This is a genomic window from Heyndrickxia sp. FSL K6-6286 (assembly GCF_038630395.1).
Classification (GTDB): Bacteria; Bacillota; Bacilli; order Bacillales; family Bacillaceae_C; genus Heyndrickxia; species Heyndrickxia oleronia.
Genome location: NZ_CP152029.1, coordinates 1,725,125 through 1,742,645 on the forward strand (window position 1 = coordinate 1,725,125; position 17,521 = coordinate 1,742,645).

Annotated in this window: 16 protein-coding genes and 1 tRNA gene; 16 read left to right on the forward strand and 1 reads right to left on the reverse strand. The window is 35.2% G+C overall.

Translation table 11 applies throughout. The annotated features are described in order from the left end of the window. The first annotated feature begins 2 nt into the window (after nucleotides 1–2). The 16 genes from sdhB (at nucleotide 3) to yihA (ending at nucleotide 16,668) form a co-directional block, all read left to right on the forward strand. Nucleotides 3–770, forward strand: a complete 768-nt coding sequence (sdhB, locus tag MHI39_RS08675) for a succinate dehydrogenase iron-sulfur subunit (RefSeq protein WP_259544719.1) — start codon at nucleotides 3–5, stop codon at nucleotides 768–770. A 232-nt stretch (nucleotides 771–1,002) separates the two neighbouring features. Further along, the gene (locus MHI39_RS08680; protein ID WP_212943587.1) at nucleotides 1,003–1,455 is read left to right on the forward strand and encodes a thioesterase family protein; all 453 of its coding nucleotides are present in this window, start codon (nucleotides 1,003–1,005) and stop codon (nucleotides 1,453–1,455) included. A 187-nt stretch (nucleotides 1,456–1,642) separates the two neighbouring features. Further along, nucleotides 1,643–1,867: a response regulator transcription factor gene (locus MHI39_RS08685; RefSeq protein ID WP_055739090.1), complete on the forward strand. Its 225-nt coding sequence runs from the start codon at nucleotides 1,643–1,645 to the stop codon at nucleotides 1,865–1,867. 239 nt (nucleotides 1,868–2,106) lie between these two features. Further along, nucleotides 2,107–2,565, forward strand: coding sequence for a MarR family transcriptional regulator (locus tag MHI39_RS08690; RefSeq protein ID WP_071976986.1), 459 nt, complete (start codon nucleotides 2,107–2,109; stop codon nucleotides 2,563–2,565). Between the two features lie 10 nt (nucleotides 2,566–2,575). Further along, nucleotides 2,576–3,379, forward strand: a complete 804-nt coding sequence (racE, locus tag MHI39_RS08695) for a glutamate racemase (RefSeq protein WP_180211675.1) — start codon at nucleotides 2,576–2,578, stop codon at nucleotides 3,377–3,379. 94 nt (nucleotides 3,380–3,473) lie between these two features. Next, nucleotides 3,474–4,541, forward strand: coding sequence for a GerMN domain-containing protein (locus tag MHI39_RS08700; RefSeq protein ID WP_071976988.1), 1,068 nt, complete (start codon nucleotides 3,474–3,476; stop codon nucleotides 4,539–4,541). Between the two features lie 107 nt (nucleotides 4,542–4,648). Beyond that, nucleotides 4,649–5,410 (forward strand): ribonuclease PH, encoded by a 762-nt coding sequence (rph, locus tag MHI39_RS08705; protein ID WP_342541109.1) that lies wholly within the window; start codon nucleotides 4,649–4,651, stop codon nucleotides 5,408–5,410. Continuing rightward, nucleotides 5,407–6,021 (forward strand): XTP/dITP diphosphatase, encoded by a 615-nt coding sequence (locus MHI39_RS08710; protein ID WP_259544730.1) that lies wholly within the window; start codon nucleotides 5,407–5,409, stop codon nucleotides 6,019–6,021. The genes rph and MHI39_RS08710 overlap by 4 nt, the downstream gene beginning before the upstream one ends. Continuing rightward, complete coding sequence (locus MHI39_RS08715; protein WP_342541110.1) at nucleotides 6,018–6,527, forward strand: metallophosphoesterase; 510 nt, start codon at nucleotides 6,018–6,020, stop codon at nucleotides 6,525–6,527. Before MHI39_RS08710 ends, MHI39_RS08715 begins: the two co-directional genes overlap by 4 nt. 545 nt (nucleotides 6,528–7,072) lie before the next feature. Beyond that, nucleotides 7,073–7,149 (forward strand) — tRNA-Arg (locus MHI39_RS08720). A gap of 132 nt (nucleotides 7,150–7,281) precedes the next feature. Next, nucleotides 7,282–8,289 (forward strand): tetratricopeptide repeat protein, encoded by a 1,008-nt coding sequence (locus MHI39_RS08725; RefSeq protein ID WP_342541111.1) that lies wholly within the window; start codon nucleotides 7,282–7,284, stop codon nucleotides 8,287–8,289. 145 nt (nucleotides 8,290–8,434) lie between these two features. Next, entirely contained in the window at nucleotides 8,435–9,721 is a 1,287-nt protein-coding gene (tig, locus tag MHI39_RS08730; RefSeq protein ID WP_078110051.1) for a trigger factor, read from the forward strand. Between the two features lie 691 nt (nucleotides 9,722–10,412). After that, nucleotides 10,413–11,681 (forward strand): ATP-dependent protease ATP-binding subunit ClpX, encoded by a 1,269-nt coding sequence (gene clpX / locus MHI39_RS08735; protein WP_058002016.1) that lies wholly within the window; start codon nucleotides 10,413–10,415, stop codon nucleotides 11,679–11,681. A 233-nt stretch (nucleotides 11,682–11,914) separates the two neighbouring features. Then, the gene (lonB, locus tag MHI39_RS08740; RefSeq protein ID WP_078110119.1) at nucleotides 11,915–13,582 is read left to right on the forward strand and encodes an ATP-dependent protease LonB; all 1,668 of its coding nucleotides are present in this window, start codon (nucleotides 11,915–11,917) and stop codon (nucleotides 13,580–13,582) included. A 183-nt stretch (nucleotides 13,583–13,765) separates the two neighbouring features. Beyond that, a complete protein-coding gene (lon, locus tag MHI39_RS08745) occupies nucleotides 13,766–16,090 on the forward strand; it encodes an endopeptidase La (RefSeq protein ID WP_058002018.1) in 2,325 nt (774 codons plus the stop codon). After that, on the forward strand, nucleotides 16,087–16,668 hold the full coding sequence (yihA, locus tag MHI39_RS08750) for a ribosome biogenesis GTP-binding protein YihA/YsxC (RefSeq protein WP_058002019.1): 582 nt from the start codon (nucleotides 16,087–16,089) through the stop codon (nucleotides 16,666–16,668). Before lon ends, yihA begins: the two co-directional genes overlap by 4 nt. Nucleotides 16,669–16,870: 202 nt before the next feature. Here yihA and MHI39_RS08755 read toward each other — a convergent pair whose 3' ends face one another. Further along, nucleotides 16,871–17,356, reverse strand: a complete 486-nt coding sequence (locus tag MHI39_RS08755) for a DUF5668 domain-containing protein (protein ID WP_058002020.1) — start codon at nucleotides 17,354–17,356, stop codon at nucleotides 16,871–16,873. Nucleotides 17,357–17,521 lie beyond the last annotated feature (165 nt).

The following is a 17,521-nucleotide window of genomic DNA, read 5'->3' on the forward strand; positions in this document are numbered from 1 at the left end:
GGATGAGTGAACAAAAAACGGTACGCTTTATTATTACTCGTCAAGATAATCCAAATTCTGCTCCGTATCAAGAAGAATTTGAATTACCGTATCGTCCAAATATGAACGTAATTTCATCATTAATGGAAATTCGTCGGAATCCAGTAAATGCAAAAGGTGAAAAAACAACGCCTATTACTTGGGATATGAACTGTTTGGAAGAAGTTTGTGGCGCATGTTCAATGGTTATAAATGGTAAGCCTAGACAGTCCTGTTCTGCTTTAATTGATAAGCTGGAACAACCGATTCGTTTAGAACCAATGCGTACATTCCCAGTTATTCGTGACCTGCAAGTAGATCGCAGTCGTATGTTTGATTCCTTGAAAAAGGTAAAGGCATGGATTCCAATTGATGGTACTTATGATCTAGGTGAAGGGCCACGTATGCCAGAGAAAAAACGTCAATGGGCATATGAATTATCTAAATGTATGACTTGTGGTGTTTGCTTAGAAGCATGTCCGAATGTAAATAGCAAATCCAATTTTATTGGACCGGCTCCACTATCACAAGTTCGTTTATTTAATAGCCACCCTACAGGTGCAATGAATAAAGATGAGCGTTTAGAAGCAATCATGGGAGATGGAGGACTTGCAAACTGTGGTAACTCTCAAAACTGTGTGCAATCATGTCCAAAAGGTATTCCTTTGACTACTTCCATCGCTTCATTAAATCGTGCAGCTACATTCCAAATGTTTAAAAACTTCTTCGGAAGCGATCATATGGTAGATTAATTTAGACGGCCGTCCACATGTGTGGGCGGCTTTTTACTTATATAACATCCCTCTATCTAACCCCGTTTTATTCCACTTCTAGCTTCTTTATGGAAATAAAAAGAGTAAACTATAAATTTCAGAAGTTTGATTTACCTGATAATTCAGTGAAAACACTTTCCACAGAATTATTTTCTCGCTATAATAGAATAGAATGAATGCTCATTCATTTATAGGGGAGGAGAAATAAATGATGAAAAATATATCCTATATAGAAAACTTTGATGAATGGAGAAAAGGCTTTTCTTTTTATCATCCTATAACTGTTCGTTTTTCAGAAACAGATATGTTTGGTCACTTAAATAACACAGTCCCATTTACTTATTTTGAGGAGGCGAGAATTGAATTTTTAAAACAAAAAGCATTTATGCAAGATTGGATAAAGGAGACAACTCATGCAATTCCCGTTGTAGCGGATCTACAATGTGATTACATAAAGCAGGTATTTTTCGGTGAGACGCTTAATATTTTTGTTAAGGCTAATAAAGTTGGAACCTCTTCGGTAGATATTCATTATATGGCAGTAAATGAACAAAATGAAATTTGTTTTGTCGGAAGAGGTGCAATGGTTCAAATTTCAACAGAGACAGGGAAAGGAATACCTTGGACTGAAGAGGAAAAATTAAAATTAGCTACTAGTCATTAAAAATTATCAGTATTAATTTCAGTCGTAAGCTACAAAAAAATAAATAAACAGCACATTTTTCTCTTTTTCTTTTATTCCTTGCTAATACAATGTCACTCTAATTATTTCTTTCACATATGATAATCTGACAATCAAATTACCCATCCCCGCGGTTTAAAGCTGGCGAAGGCAAGGAGGGTTACAATAGTTGAAGGACAACGAATTCACACACAAACCGCTGCTTACAAAAAGAGAAAGAGAAGTGTTCGAGCTGTTAGTTCAAGATAAGACAACAAAAGAAATTGCAAGCGAATTGTTTATAAGCGAGAAAACAGTTCGAAATCATATTTCCAATGCCATGCAAAAGCTTGGAGTCAAGGGGCGTTCTCAAGCTGTAGTGGAACTTCTTCGCATGGGAGAATTAAAGCTTTAACCAAGAAACCGACTGCCAGACTGCAGTCGGTTTTGCTTTGAATTTTAAATGTGAAGCTTAATAAAAACATGCTTGAATTTTTTTAGAAAAAAGGTGACAATATTTCTAGTACTATTTAATAGATAGCTTATGAAAGTTCAGAGGAATTGATGTTTGATTCGTGGGTTTAGTAAGAATGAACCATACTTAATATCCGACTTTCAACCTCTAACTTCTAATTGATAGGGGGTTCTTCATTAATGAATAATGAAGGAAATGTACAACAACATCCAAAAGATATTGTTGCAACAATAGAAAAGGATCTGCGTTATATCTCAGCAATTATTAAGCAAAAGGGCAGGGAATTATTAAGTAATTATACGATCACGCCTCCGCAATTTGTTGCCTTACAGTGGCTATTTGAAGAAGGGGACATGACAATTGGTGAATTATCGAATAAAATGTATTTAGCATTTAGTACTACTACTGATTTAATCGATCGCATGGAAAAGAACGAATTAGTTGTGAGGGTAAAAGACCCGCATGATCGACGAGTAGTACGTATTCACCTTTTGGATAAAGGGAAACAAATGATAGATGAAGTCATTCAAAAAAGACAAGGATATTTACAAGATATTCTTTTTAATTTTTCTTCAGATGAGGTTCTTCAATTAAAAGACAGCCTCATGAAATTACATCAAGAAATGAGAGAAGAATGAGGCGAGATTTTTGAACCAACCAATTGGTATTATTGATTCAGGTGTTGGAGGATTAACGGTTGTTAAGGAAGTACTCAAACAATTACCTAATGAAAGTATTATGTACGTAGGTGATACGGCACGTTGTCCATACGGCCCCAGACCTGTAAGTGAAGTGAAAGCTTTCACATGGCAAATGACAAGATTCTTATTAAAAAGAAATATTAAAATGCTTGTTATTGCCTGTAATACTGCAACAGCAGTTGTGTTAGACGAAATTCGTTCTGAACTAAAAATCCCTGTTCTTGGAGTTATTTATCCTGGAGCAAGGGCAGCCTTAAAATTAACAAAAACATTTAAGGTTGGCATATTAGGCACGATTGGTACTATTCAAAGTGGAGCGTATGATAGAGCTTTGAAATCAATTAATAAAAAGACAAGCATCACTTCCTTAGCATGTCCGAAGTTTGTACCGCTAGTTGAAAGCGGTGAATATAAAAGTGCTATTGCAAAAAAAATAGTTGCGGAGACATTGTATCCAATTCAAAAAAGTGATATTGATACATTAATACTTGGATGCACACACTATCCTTTGTTAGGAGAAATCATTAAGAATGTGATGGGTGATCATGTGCAGGTGATTAGTTCAGGTGATGAAACCGCAAGAGAAATTAGTACAATCCTATATTTTCGTCATATTATGAATATGAATGAAACAACACCAAAACATCACTTTTTTACAACAGGATCGAGTAGTATTTTTAGTAATATTGCTTCATCATGGCTTGAACGAGAGATAAAGGATGTAGAGACCATATACTTAGGAGATGAATAACTCCTGAGTATATGGTTTTTTATTTGAAAACGGTCTATTTTGAAAAGAAAGCTCGTATACATATTAGTACAAACTGTCCTAGGAGGGGTACGATATGTCTAAAAAAACAAAGGCAACGGTAGCCGTTACATTATTAGCATCAAGTGTATATTTATCTGGTTGTGGTTTATTTGGAGAGGAAAAAATGGAGAAAATTGATCCTCCTCAAAAGGTTACTTCATTGAAAAATGCTGATTCCTTAAAAAGTACTGAAAAGAATAGTAATGAAGAAAAAAATACTGTGATGACTGAACTGTATTTAATTGATAAAAACGGTTATGTCGTTTCACAAACATTGCCATTACCGAATAAATCGGGAGTTGCTGCACAAGCTTTAGAATATTTGGTAAGTGATGGACCAGGTCAAGATTTAATACCTAACGGGTTCCGAACAGTCCTACCTGCAAACACAAATATAAGTGTGAACGTTGAAAAAGATGGTACTGCAGTAGTTGATTTTTCTAAGGAATTCAAAAATTACGATAAAGCGGATGAGGAAAAAATTCTTCAATCGATAACCTGGACATTAACCCAATTTGATTCAATCGATAAAGTTAAATTAATGGTAAATGGCGAACCTTTAAAGGAAATGCCAGTTAATGGAACACCGATTAATCAAGAAGGATTAACGCGAGCTAATGGTATCAATAATGACTTGTCAGATGTAATCGATGTGACTAATACACATCCGCTTACAGTCTATTATTTAGCTGAAAATGGTGGTCATTCATACTACGTACCTGTAACAAAACGTGTCCAGAATATAGAATCTACTGATGTGAATGCAGAGATTAAACAAATTGTTGCAGAATTAGTTAAAGGGCCTAATAAAAATTCTCCTCTTGTTAGTGCATTCCAATCTGATGTAGCGCTATTGGAAGATCCTGTTATTAAAGATGGGCAAGTTACGTTAAATTTTAATGAAAATATTCTAGGAAGCTTTGAGGAAAAGAAGATTGCAGACAGTGTTTTAAAACCACTGGTTTATACATTAACAGAGAAAAAGGAAATTAAAAGTGTAGCAGTTGAAGTTGATGGAAGTTCTAAACTTGTCAATGAAAATGGTGAGCCACTAACAGAACCAGTAACACGGCCGGAAAATGTGAACACTGGTAGTTTTTAATCATAAAAGTTTGATATACTATATACTGTGAATAAAGAGGTTGGCATTTTGCCACCTCTTTTTATTGGTAGAACTTTTTATTATATAAGTTAAGGGAGGATATTTACATGCGGGTTGATGGTAGGGAAAAACTACAATTACGACCAATACATATAGAAACTGATTACTTAAAACACCCTGAAGGTTCGGTATTAATTACAGTTGGTGATACAAAAGTAATTTGTACAGCAAGTATAGAAGATCGAGTGCCACCCTTTATGCGTGGGAGTGGCAAGGGATGGATAACTGCAGAATATTCAATGCTCCCACGGGCAACTGAACAGCGTAATATACGTGAATCTTCAAAAGGAAAGGTTTCCGGGAGAACGATGGAAATTCAACGCTTAATTGGGAGAGCATTGCGTGCAGTGGTAAATCTAGAGAGTATTGGCGAGAGAACAATATGGATCGATTGTGATGTCATTCAGGCAGACGGAGGCACACGTACAGCTTCGATTACAGGTGCCTTTATAGCAATGACTCAAGCGTTTTCGAAATTATATGAAAATAAAACGATTAAAACGTTTCCGATTACGGACTATCTTGCAGCAACGAGTGTGGGGATAATAAAGGATCATGGTGCAGTATTAGATTTAAATTATTCAGAAGATAGTCAGGCACTTGTAGATATGAATGTCGTCATGACGGGGGAAGGAAATTTTGTTGAATTACAAGGCACAGGAGAAGAAGCAACATTTTCCCCAAATGAATTGCAGCAATTAATTGAAACAGCAACGCATGGGTTGAGAGAAATCTTTTCCATTCAACAAAAGGCATTAGGTCCAATCGCAAATCATATTACGCTTACAAGTGAGGAAAATAAAAAATGAAACAACAAGTAATTATAGCAACAAAAAATAGTGGGAAAGCAAAAGAATTTGAGAGTTTATTTTCAGCATTTAATATTAAAGTAAAAACATTATTAGATTTTCCTGATGCAATAGATGTTGAAGAAACAGGACATACCTTTGAAGAAAATGCAGTATTAAAAGCAGAAACTATCGCTTCACAATTTGGTCAAATGGTACTAGCTGATGATAGTGGATTATGCATTGATGCATTGAACGGAAGACCAGGAATTTATTCTGCAAGATATGCAGGCGAAGAAAAAGATGATGAGAAAAATATTGATAAAGTTTTAAAAGAAATGAAAGATGTGCCTGCAGGTGATCGTGCAGCTCGGTTTTATTGTGCATTGGCTCTTGCAGTACCTGGAGAAAAAACAATAACTGTATCTGGAACATGTGAAGGTGAAATTCTTCGTGGGAGACATGGGGAAAATGGATTTGGATATGATCCGATATTTTTTCTTAAAGATAAAGGAGTAACAATGGCAGAAATACCATCATCAGAAAAAAATCAAATTAGTCACCGTGCAGCTGCTCTGCAAAATCTCTATATCATCCTTAAAGATAAATTGAATCAAGGTGAAATGAAATGAAGCTACTGATTGTTAGTGATAGTCATGGATTGAAAAAAGAATTAGGAGAACTTAAGCAGAGATACGAACATCAGGTCGATGCAATGATCCATTGTGGTGATTCAGAGCTTATGTCAAATGAAGACGAAGTTCAAGGGTTTTTAATTGTACGTGGTAATTGTGATTTTGATAAACAGTACCCACTTGATATCCGTAAAAATATCAATGGCAATGAAATATTTATTACACACGGACATCATTACAATGTGAAAATGACTTTAATGAATTTGTCATATAAAGCAAAAGAAGTACATGCTGATTTTGTGTTTTTTGGACATTCACATATCCTTGGTGCTGAAATGATCAATGGAACCCTATTTTTAAATCCAGGTAGTTTTTTAATGCCTCGCGGGAGAAGAGAAAGAACATATGCACTTGTTCAAAAAGAAAAAAATATGATTACAATTCAATTTTTTACTGATGCTCATCAGGAGTTAGAGGAACTAAGATTAACTTTTTATATATAGTCAATTGGATCTATTGCAGTTCAAATAGAGCTGCAATAGAACATTAGAAAAAATCTATTGACTTTTTAATGGTAATTGAATAAAATGATAATTGTCTTATATAGTAATTTTGTAATATTGATATATATGTCCCAGTAGCTCAGCTGGATAGAGCACGACCGAGTATGCATCGAAGAAAAACATCAGCGTACCGATTGAGCCACATCCCAGAAAAGCAAACCGAAATCGGGACGACTGGAAGTTAAGCAGGTTAAAAAATTAAAATATGTCCCAGTAGCTCAGCTGGATAGAGCACGACCGAGTATGCATCGAAGAAAAACATCAGCGTACCGATTGAGCTGCATTCCAGAAAAGCAAACCGAAATCGGGACGACTAGAAGTTAAGCAGATTAAAAAATTATAATATGTCCCAGTAGCTCAGCTGGATAGAGCACGACCGAGTATGCATCAAAGAAAAACATCAGCGTACCGATTGAGCTGCATCCCAGAAAAGCAAACCGAAATCGGGACGACTGGAAGTTAAGCAGGTTAAAAAATTATAATATGTCCCAGTAGCTCAGCTGGATAGAGCAACAGCCTTCTAAGCTGTGGGTCGCAGGTTCGAATCCTGCCTGGGACGCCATTCTTATTTACCTAAAGCCTACTGTTAAGTAAGCTTTTTTTGTTGTGGAAGGAAATAGCTAATCGTTTTTGTAATCATGTGTTCATTCATGCTACACTTGTTTTACTTTTATAAATAAAGGCGGTTTTTTTGATGAACAGCAATGATAAAGGACCCAAGGATAAACAGAAAATAATTCCCATTCCTTTTTTAAAGGATCGTCTAATGGAGCTTGGTCTTGAACATTTACATCATCACCGATATGCGGAAGCAGTAAATTTATTAAGACAAGCAAATGAAATGGATCCTAGTAATCAGGAAATTAGTACTGCATATCTCTTAGCTCTGTATGAAAACGGTGATTTTGAGGAAGCGAAGGAGTTATGTTTAAAATTATTGCACCAGGGAATTGGAGATTATTTTGAAATAAATGATGTGTACATTATGATTTTAATTCAAATGGGTGATCATCATGCTGTAGTACATACAATAAAGGCATTAATAGATGAAAAGGAAGTCCCTTTCGATAAATTGGATCATTATGAAAAACTACTTCAATTCAGTCAAACTCGAATGGACAATCCGTTTGAAAGTAGAAAACGTGTAGATCACGAGCCTTTATTTTCGTCAAATGATATGAAGGAAAATATGTTTAAAATTGCCCAATTGGCAAACCAAAATATTTATCCTTATATAGATGAATTATTGGAGCATCTTCAAAATGAACGCGAACATCCATTTATACAGACTATGATATTAAATGTTTTACGGGAGCATCACTTTAACAGACAGGTAATGGTAAAGAAGTTTCATTATGATGGAGAAGTTTCTCCTGATCAGATTGAACCGGTATTTGAAACTCCGTTCTATTTAGAGCTAACGAACTTTTTAAAGGAAAAAATAGAGCATGAAAATCCAACTTTGTTTTCACAAATGAAAGAAATTTTGGATCGGCATTTTTTCCTACTTTATCCTTTTGAATTATCTCCTAAAAATAAGGAATTATGGGCAGCTGCATTATATGGTTATGTCGGAAAGCTCTATGGGGATAATATAGATATTGATAAAATAGCAAATAAATTTGAAACGGACGCTGAGAGTCTAGCAATTTCGATTGACTTTATTGAAAGACTTGAAGAAATTTCTTTACCGATTCTATAGCTCCTTCTTGAAACGGAGATAACGTGTGTTATAATGAAAGGGTTGTAATGTATTTTCATTTAAAAAGTAATGGCATTAATTAGAGGAATTATCTATCAAATCTGTTCATTACACTATCAAAATATAGATTGTTGGAGGGAAAGGTATGTCAGCAAAATGGGAAAAGCTTGAAGGTAACCAAGGTGTACTTACTGTAGAAGTAGATGCGGATACAGTAAAAGCTGGTTTAGATGAAGCTTTCAAAAAAGTAGTAAAACAAGTAAATGTTCCAGGATTCCGTAAAGGAAAAATGCCACGCGGAATGTTCGAACAACGTTTTGGTGTGGAATCTTTATACCAAGATGCTTTAGATGTGATTTTACCGGACGCATATGCAAAAGCAATTGAAGAAACAGGGATTGAGCCTGTAGATCGTCCTGAAATTGATATCGAGCAAATGGAAAAAGGAAAAGAACTAATCTTTAAAGCTACTGTTACAGTAAAACCAGAAGTTAAACTGGGTGAATACAAAGGCTTAGAAGTTGAAAAATTTGATACTGAAGTAACAGATGAAGATGTAGAGAATGAATTAAAAACATTACAAGAACGTCATGCAGAACTTGTTCTTAAAGAAGAAGGCGCTGCTGAAGATGGCGATACAGTAGTGATTGATTTTGAAGGTTTTGTTGATGGTGAAGCCTTCGAAGGTGGGAAAGCAGAAAACTATTCTCTAGTACTTGGATCAAATAGTTTCATTCCTGGTTTTGAAGAACAATTAGTTGGTGTAAAAGCTGGGGAAGAAAAAGATGTAGAAGTAACATTCCCAGAGGAATATCACGCTGCAGAATTAGCTGGCAAACCAGCTACGTTTAAAGTAACAGTTCATGAAATTAAAACTAAAGAACTTCCTGAATTAGATGATGAGTTCGCTAAAGATGTGGATAGTGAAGTTGAAACTCTTGCTGAACTTAAAGAAAAAACTAAAGCTAATTTAAAACATTCTAAAGAGCATGAAGCAGAGCATGCAGTTCAAGATGCAGTTGTAGAAAAAGCTACTGAAAATGCTGAAATGGATATTCCTGAAGCAATGATTACAACTGAAGTTGATCGTATGATGCAAGAATTTGCTCAACGTTTACAAATGCAAGGAATGAACCTTGACTTATACTTCCAATTCTCTGGTCAAGATGAACAAGCATTACGTGAACAAATGAAAGAAGACGCAACAAAACGTGTTCGTATGAATCTTACATTAGAAGCGATTGCTGAAGCTGAAAAAATTGAAGTTTCTGATGAAGAAGCTGAAGAAGAAATTACTAAAATGTCTGGTATGTACAACATGTCTGTTGAAGATATCAAAAATGCACTTGGTGGATTAGATACAGTCAAAAAAGATGTGAAAATTCGTAAAGCAGTCGAATTTCTTGTACAAAACAGCAAAACTGTTGCATAATATATAGAAAAGCGGAGGCGACTGAACAGCCCCGACAAGCAAATGTTCTGATGCAAAAAAGTCGGTAGTTTGACTTTTCTTGCATCAGGTTATTTGACCTCGAGGGGCTAGGAGCCATAGCTAGACAATATAGAAAAGCGGAGGCGACTTGAACAGCCCCGACAAGCAAATGTTCTGATGCAAAAAAGTCTGTAGTTTGACTTTTCTTGCATCAGGTTATTTGACCTCGAGGGGCTAGGAGCCGGAGCTAGACAATATAGAAAAGCGGAGGCGGCTTTGCCTCATAAGAAAATAGGTTGCAAATGGAACAAGGCACGACTTTTCGTGCCTTGTTTTATAAAAATTTTAAATTATACATATAAGCAATAAAAATATTTATACATATGAGGAATATTTCATTTATTTTCGGGAAAATCTGGAGTAAGTAGGAAAATAAACTATCGACGTCGAAATAGTTAGTAGAGCTTAAAACTTCCTGTCAGGCATATAAATGTGATACAATCCAATACATAATTGTTTTAAGTACAACGGAACAGCCATTTTTTTGAAAAGAATAAAATAATTAGGAGTTTATCTCATAACAAATAAAAAGTACTATATCATCCATTATGATATATTATTTTTATTTTATAAAATGAATTCTTTTCAAGATAATACTTAGTAAGTAAGTCTTTATAAGGGGTGAATCTCATTGTTTAAATTCAACGATGAAAAACAACAGCTAAAATGTTCGTTTTGTGGTAAAACACAGGATCAGGTTCGTAAATTAGTTGCCGGACCAGGTGTATATATATGTGATGAGTGTATTGAGCTATGTACAGAAATTGTAGAAGAAGAGCTTGGTACAGAAGAAGAAGTTGAATTTAAAGATATACCAAAGCCATTAGAAATCCGTGAAATATTAAAAGAATATGTAATCGGTCAGGATCAAGCAAAAAAATCATTAGCAGTAGCAGTATATAATCATTACAAACGTATTAACTCAAATAGCAAGATTGATGATGTTGAACTTGCTAAAAGTAATATTTGTTTAATCGGACCTACTGGAAGTGGGAAAACCCTTCTTGCCCAAACGCTGGCAAGAATCTTGAATGTTCCATTTGCTATTGCTGATGCTACTTCATTAACAGAAGCAGGGTATGTAGGGGAAGATGTTGAAAATATCTTATTAAAATTAATCCAAGCTGCTGATTATGATGTAGAAAAGGCTGAAAAGGGTATTATCTATATTGATGAAATTGATAAGGTAGCACGTAAATCAGAAAATCCATCAATTACAAGAGATGTTTCTGGTGAAGGTGTACAACAAGCTTTATTAAAAATTCTTGAAGGGACTGTTGCAAGTGTTCCTCCACAAGGTGGTCGTAAACATCCACATCAAGAATTTATTCAAATTGATACGACAAATATATTATTTATTTGTGGTGGAGCCTTTGATGGAATTGAACAAATTATTAAGAGACGTCTTGGACAGAAGGTTATTGGATTTGGTGGCGAAAATAAATCAGCTGATATTGAAGATAAAAAATTATTGTCCAAAGTCTTACCAGAGGATTTACTGAAATTTGGTTTGATTCCTGAATTTATTGGACGCTTACCTATTATTGCAAGTTTAGAGCCACTAGATGAAGAAGCGTTAATTGAAATCTTAACAAAGCCAAAGAACGCATTAGTTAAACAATACCGTAAAATGCTTGAACTAGATGATGTAGAGCTTGAGTTTGAAGACAGTGCATTAAAAGAAATTGCGGCACGTGCAATTGAAAGAAAAACTGGCGCGCGTGGTTTACGTTCAATCATCGAGAGTATTATGCTTGATGTAATGTTTGACTTACCTTCACGAAGTGATATTAAAAAATGTATTGTAACAAAAGAAGCCGTACTAAATTCAGAACCACCAAAATTAATATTAGAAGATGGAACGGTTGTTGAAGGAAACGAACAAACGAAAACTGCCTAAATATAAAAAGCCTAGCGTAAATGTCGCTAGGCTTTTTATATGCAAAAAAATTAGTTTATTCCCCCAAACTGCAGGAGATACTAGTTGGTATACAAATCCGATGGAGCCGCTTTGTACTTCATCAGTTAACATGAAGGAAATTGAATGAAAGGGTTACGTAAGCAGAAGAAGGTAGATGATTTCCACTTACGTCCCTTTTTCCTTCATATAAAAAGCATCTTGGAGGGAATACGATGAGTTGGACAGGGATAGCATTATTTATTCAGTTGTTTTTTGGGGTGATTATAGGATTATATTTTTGGAACTTGTTAAAGAGCCAAAAAACACAAAAGATTTCTATAGATCGGGAATCACGAAAGGAAATGGAGCAATTGCGAAAGCTTCGTTCCATCAAATTAACGGAACCGTTGGCGGAAAAAGTCCGTCCATCTAAATTTGAAGATATTGTCGGACAAGAGGATGGCATTAAATCATTAAAAGCAGCACTTTGTGGTCCAAATCCACAACATGTCATTATTTATGGGCCACCGGGTGTAGGGAAAACAGCAGCAGCAAGACTAGTTCTGGAAGAGGCTAAACGCAATGAGAAATCTCCCTTTAAACAAACTTCTGTATTTATTGAGTTAGATGCAACAACCGCAAGATTTGATGAACGTGGCATAGCCGATCCGCTTATTGGTTCAGTCCATGATCCTATCTATCAAGGGGCAGGGGCGATGGGACAGGCTGGAATTCCACAACCAAAGCAGGGGGCAGTAACAAATGCACATGGCGGTGTACTTTTTATCGATGAAATTGGAGAACTACACTCAATTCAAATGAACAAACTATTAAAAGTATTAGAAGATCGTAAGGTATTTCTTGATAGTGCCTACTATAGTGCGGAAAATACTCAAATTCCGTCACATATTCATGATATATTCCAAAATGGATTACCAGCAGATTTTCGATTAATTGGTGCAACCACCCGAACTCCTAATGAAATACCTCCAGCTATCCGTTCTAGATGTATGGAGGTGTTTTTTCGGGATTTAGAACAAGATGAAATTGCTAAGGTAGCAAAAAAAGCCGCGGAAAAAGTTAATCTCACAATTGATAAATCAGGATTGCAAATTCTTTCCTCCTATGCTCGAAATGGTCGAGAAGCAGTAAATATGGTACAAATTGCAGCAGGATTAGCGATTCAAGAAGAAAGAAATGATATAAGTAATACAGATATTGAATGGATCATTCAATCTAGTCAATTAACTCCTAGATTAGAAAGAAAAATTGGCGAGAAATCGAATGTAGGTCTTGTAAATGGATTAGCAGTCACAGGTCCCAACAGTGGAATTTTACTTGAAATTGAAGTAACAGTTATTCCAGCGAAAGAAAAGGGGACGATAAACATTACTGGTATTGTTGAAGAGGAAAGTATTGGGGGACAGGGAAAATCGATCCGAAGAAAGAGTATGGCAAGAGGTTCAATTGAAAATGTCATTACTGTTTTACGAACAATGGGGGTACCTGCAGACCAATATGATATTCATGTAAATTTCCCAGGAGGAATACCAATCGATGGTCCATCTGCAGGAATTGCGATGGCTACTGGGATATATTCAGCTATCTATAAAATTCCTGTTGATCATTCAATTGCTATGACAGGAGAAATAAGCATACATGGAAATGTCAAGCCTGTTGGAGGCGTATTCGCTAAGGTGAAGGCGGCAAAACAAGCAGGAGTAAAAACAGTGATTATTCCTGAAGAAAACATGCAATCCATTTTAAATGAAATTGAAGGTATTACAATTATTCCTATACGTGAATTTGAAAGTGCGATTAAAATTGCTTTAATCCATCGTTTTGAGGAGGAGTCACCATTAAAGACGTCATTAGAAGCGATGGATAAAAAAAGCGTTTAATTCATATAAAGGGTGACCAATACGCAATAAATGTGCGTTTAAAGGTCACCCCATTAGAAGATTTGAATAGGATAAGAATGATATGTTCTTTAAAATGGACACGATTATTTAAATACGTTAGAATTGTAAAAAGATTCACCTAGTGAGTGGAAAGAATGCAATGGTTTATGGAGGTGCACTAATTTGCCAAAGAAAAAAGAACACACTGTTCCTCTGCTACCACTGCGAGGATTGCTTGTGTACCCTACAATGGTCCTTCATTTAGATGTGGGGCGTGAACATTCTGTTCAAGCTTTAGAACAATCTATGATGAACGATCACTTAATTTTTTTGACGACTCAAAAAGATGATTCAATAAATGAACCAAATGAAGAGGATCTATACCGTATGGGGACACTTACAAAGGTTAAGCAAATGCTTAAATTACCTAATGGAACTATACGAGTACTGGTAGAAGGATTATATCGAGCGGAAATTCAACATTTCTATGATGAAAATAATTATTATGCTGTTTCACTAAAAACATATGAGCAAAATGATACTAGTGATGTAGAAATGATTGCTTTGATGAGAACCATGCTTGAGTACTTTGAACAATACATAAAGCTATCTAAAAAAATCTCAGCAGAAACATTTGAAACAGTTTCTGATATTGAAGAGCCAGGTAGAATGGCCGATATTATTGCTTCACATCTACCTCTAAAATTATCTCAAAAACAGGAAGTCCTTGAAACCGTTGATATTAAAGCGCGTTTAAACAAAGTAATTGAAATTATTCATAATGAAAAAGAAGTATTAAACTTAGAAAAGAAGATTGGTCAACGTGTCAAAAAGTCAATGGAGCGTACACAAAAGGAATATTATTTACGTGAACAAATGAAAGCCATTCAAAAAGAACTAGGTGATAAAGAAGGGAAAACCGGTGAGGTAGCAGAATTTACGGAGAAAATTGAGAAATCCGGTATGCCTGAACATGTGAAGAAAACAGCGCTTAAAGAGCTAGACCGATATGAAAAGGTGCCTTCAAGCTCTGCTGAAAGCTCAGTCATACGTAATTATATTGACTGGTTAATTTCTCTTCCGTGGTCTAATGCGACAGAAGACGATTTAGATATTTCAAAGGCTGAAGAGATTTTAAATCGAGAGCATTATGGTCTTGATAAAGTAAAGGAACGTGTACTTGAGTATTTAGCTGTGCAGAAATTAACTCAATCCTTAAAAGGGCCAATCCTTTGTCTAGCCGGACCTCCTGGGGTCGGTAAAACAAGTCTTGCACGTTCTGTTGCAGAATCCTTAGGAAGAAAATTTGTTCGTATTTCTCTAGGTGGAGTAAGAGATGAGTCTGAGATTCGAGGTCATCGTAGAACATATGTTGGTGCTATGCCTGGGAGAATCATTCAAGGGATGAAGAAAGCAGGTACAATCAATCCAGTCTTTTTATTAGATGAAATTGATAAAATGTCTAATGATTTTCGTGGTGACCCTTCTGCAGCTATGCTAGAGGTATTAGATCCAGAACAAAACCATAGCTTTAGTGATCATTATATTGAAGAAACATATGACTTATCGAAGGTCATGTTTATTACAACGGCTAATGATTTGTCTTCTATACCTGGACCTCTCCGTGATAGAATGGAAATTATTTCCATACCTGGTTATACGGAATTGGAAAAAATTCATATTGCAAAGGATCATTTACTACAAAAGGAAATGAACGAACATGGTTTGACAAAGGGTCAATTGCAAGTGAGGGATGAAGCATTTCAAAAAATTGTTCGTTACTATACACGTGAAGCAGGAGTTAGAAGTTTAGAAAGAGAAATCGCATCGATTTGCAGAAAAACAGCAAAAATTATTGTTTCGTCAGAAAGAAAACGTGTAATCGTGACCGACAAAAATATTGAAGAATATTTAGGAAAGACAAGATATCACTACGGTCAGGCAGAAATAGAGGATCAAGTCGGTGTAGCGACAGGATTAGCATATACGACGGTAGGTGGTGACACCTTACAAATAGAGGTTTCTCTTTCTCCTGGTAAAGGCAAGCTTGTGTTGACAGGAAAATTAGGAGATGTAATGAAGGAATCTGCACAAACTGCCTTAAGTTTCGTTCGATCAAAAGCAATCGAATTTAAGCTAGAAGAAGATTTCTATGAAAAATATGATATACACATCCATGTACCTGAAGGTGCTGTTCCAAAAGATGGACCTTCGGCAGGGATAACAATCGCAACAGCTTTAACCTCTGCTTTAACAGGAATACCGATTCGTAAAGAAGTGGGTATGACAGGAGAAATTACTTTAAGAGGGAGAGTTTTACCGATTGGTGGCTTGAAGGAAAAAACTTTAAGTGCACATCGTGCTGGACTTACAACGATTATTTTACCAAAAGACAATGAAAAGGACATTGATGACATTCCAGAAAGCGTTAGAGGGGATCTTAAATTAATTCCTGTTTCAAATATGAATGAAGTCTTAAAGGTAGCATTAGCAGGTGAATTGAAATGAAAGTAAATCAAGCTGAATTAGTTATTAGCGCAGTTAGACAAGAGCAGTATCCAGATGAACGTATTCCTGAGTTTGCGCTTGCAGGACGTTCAAATGTAGGGAAATCATCATTTATTAATAAAATGATCAACAGAAAGGCTCTTGCAAGAACATCATCTAAACCAGGAAAAACTCAAACCTTGAATTTTTATAAAATTGAAGATAGCTTATTTTTTGTAGATGTTCCTGGCTATGGCTTTGCGAGAGTTTCCAAAAAAGAACGAGAAGCATGGGGGAAAATGATTGAGACTTATATAACGACACGTGAACAATTATGTGCCGTACTTCTTATCGTTGATTTACGACATCCTCCAACAAAAGATGATATATTAATGTATGACTTTTTAAAACATTATCAAATCCCTTGTTTGGTCATTGCAACAAAAGCAGACAAGATTCCTAAGGGGAAATGGCAAAAGCATTTAAAAATTACTAAAGAAACCCTAAATTTTGATCCGGAAGATGAAATTGTCCTTTTTTCATCAGAAACCGGTGAAGGCAAAGATAAGATATGGGGTATTCTAAATAAATGGATGTAAAAAAGACCTTCAAGTGGTATGCCCCCCAAAAATTAGAACAATCCATTCTAACTTTTGGGGCACAGCATAACACGAAGGTCTTTTTATTTGGCTCTTATCTCAAACATTATAGCTATTTTAAGTGAAGTTTTATCAATAATAAGAGTGTAGACTGTAACTCCTTTATTGAGAAAAGGACGATGAATTTTACAAAAACAGCTTTTTATTTTCGTTTAAAAAATAATAGATATATTCCGAGAATGATTAAAAGAAATGGCCAAAGATTGATGATATTCCCTGCTTTATTTTCCAATAAGCCTAACCATTGAAGTACTTCATTATAGAATAAAAGAATAATAGAAATAATTAAAAATAAAACACCATGAAATAAACCATTCCCTGTCCTTTGATAACGTAATAAAAAGCCTAAAGAAATGATTAAAATGAAGATTCCTATGTGATCTGGCCATATGGATAATCGATTAACAATGTGAAAATGAATACCAAAACCTGTTAAGATGACGCCAGGTAATATGGCTTCATAATCTTTTCCTCCATAGCCTTGTCCTAAAAATGCGATTCCTACAATAATAAGAAGGGTTGGCCAAGTAAGATATTCCTTCAATATGTCAATTTGACTATGTTCTAAATAAAAATATAAACCAAACCCCAATAAAATCAATCCAGGAAAGATTTTTTGGTTTTTCATAATTAACCTGCTTTCGTTTCATTTACTTGATTCTAAGCTTATTTTTTGATACTGTACATATGGACTATGATTAATTATTACTAATATAACATAGGTTTCATTTTCTTTTCACATTTAATAAAAGAATAGGAAAATGGACATGATATAATAGAAAATATAAGGTTC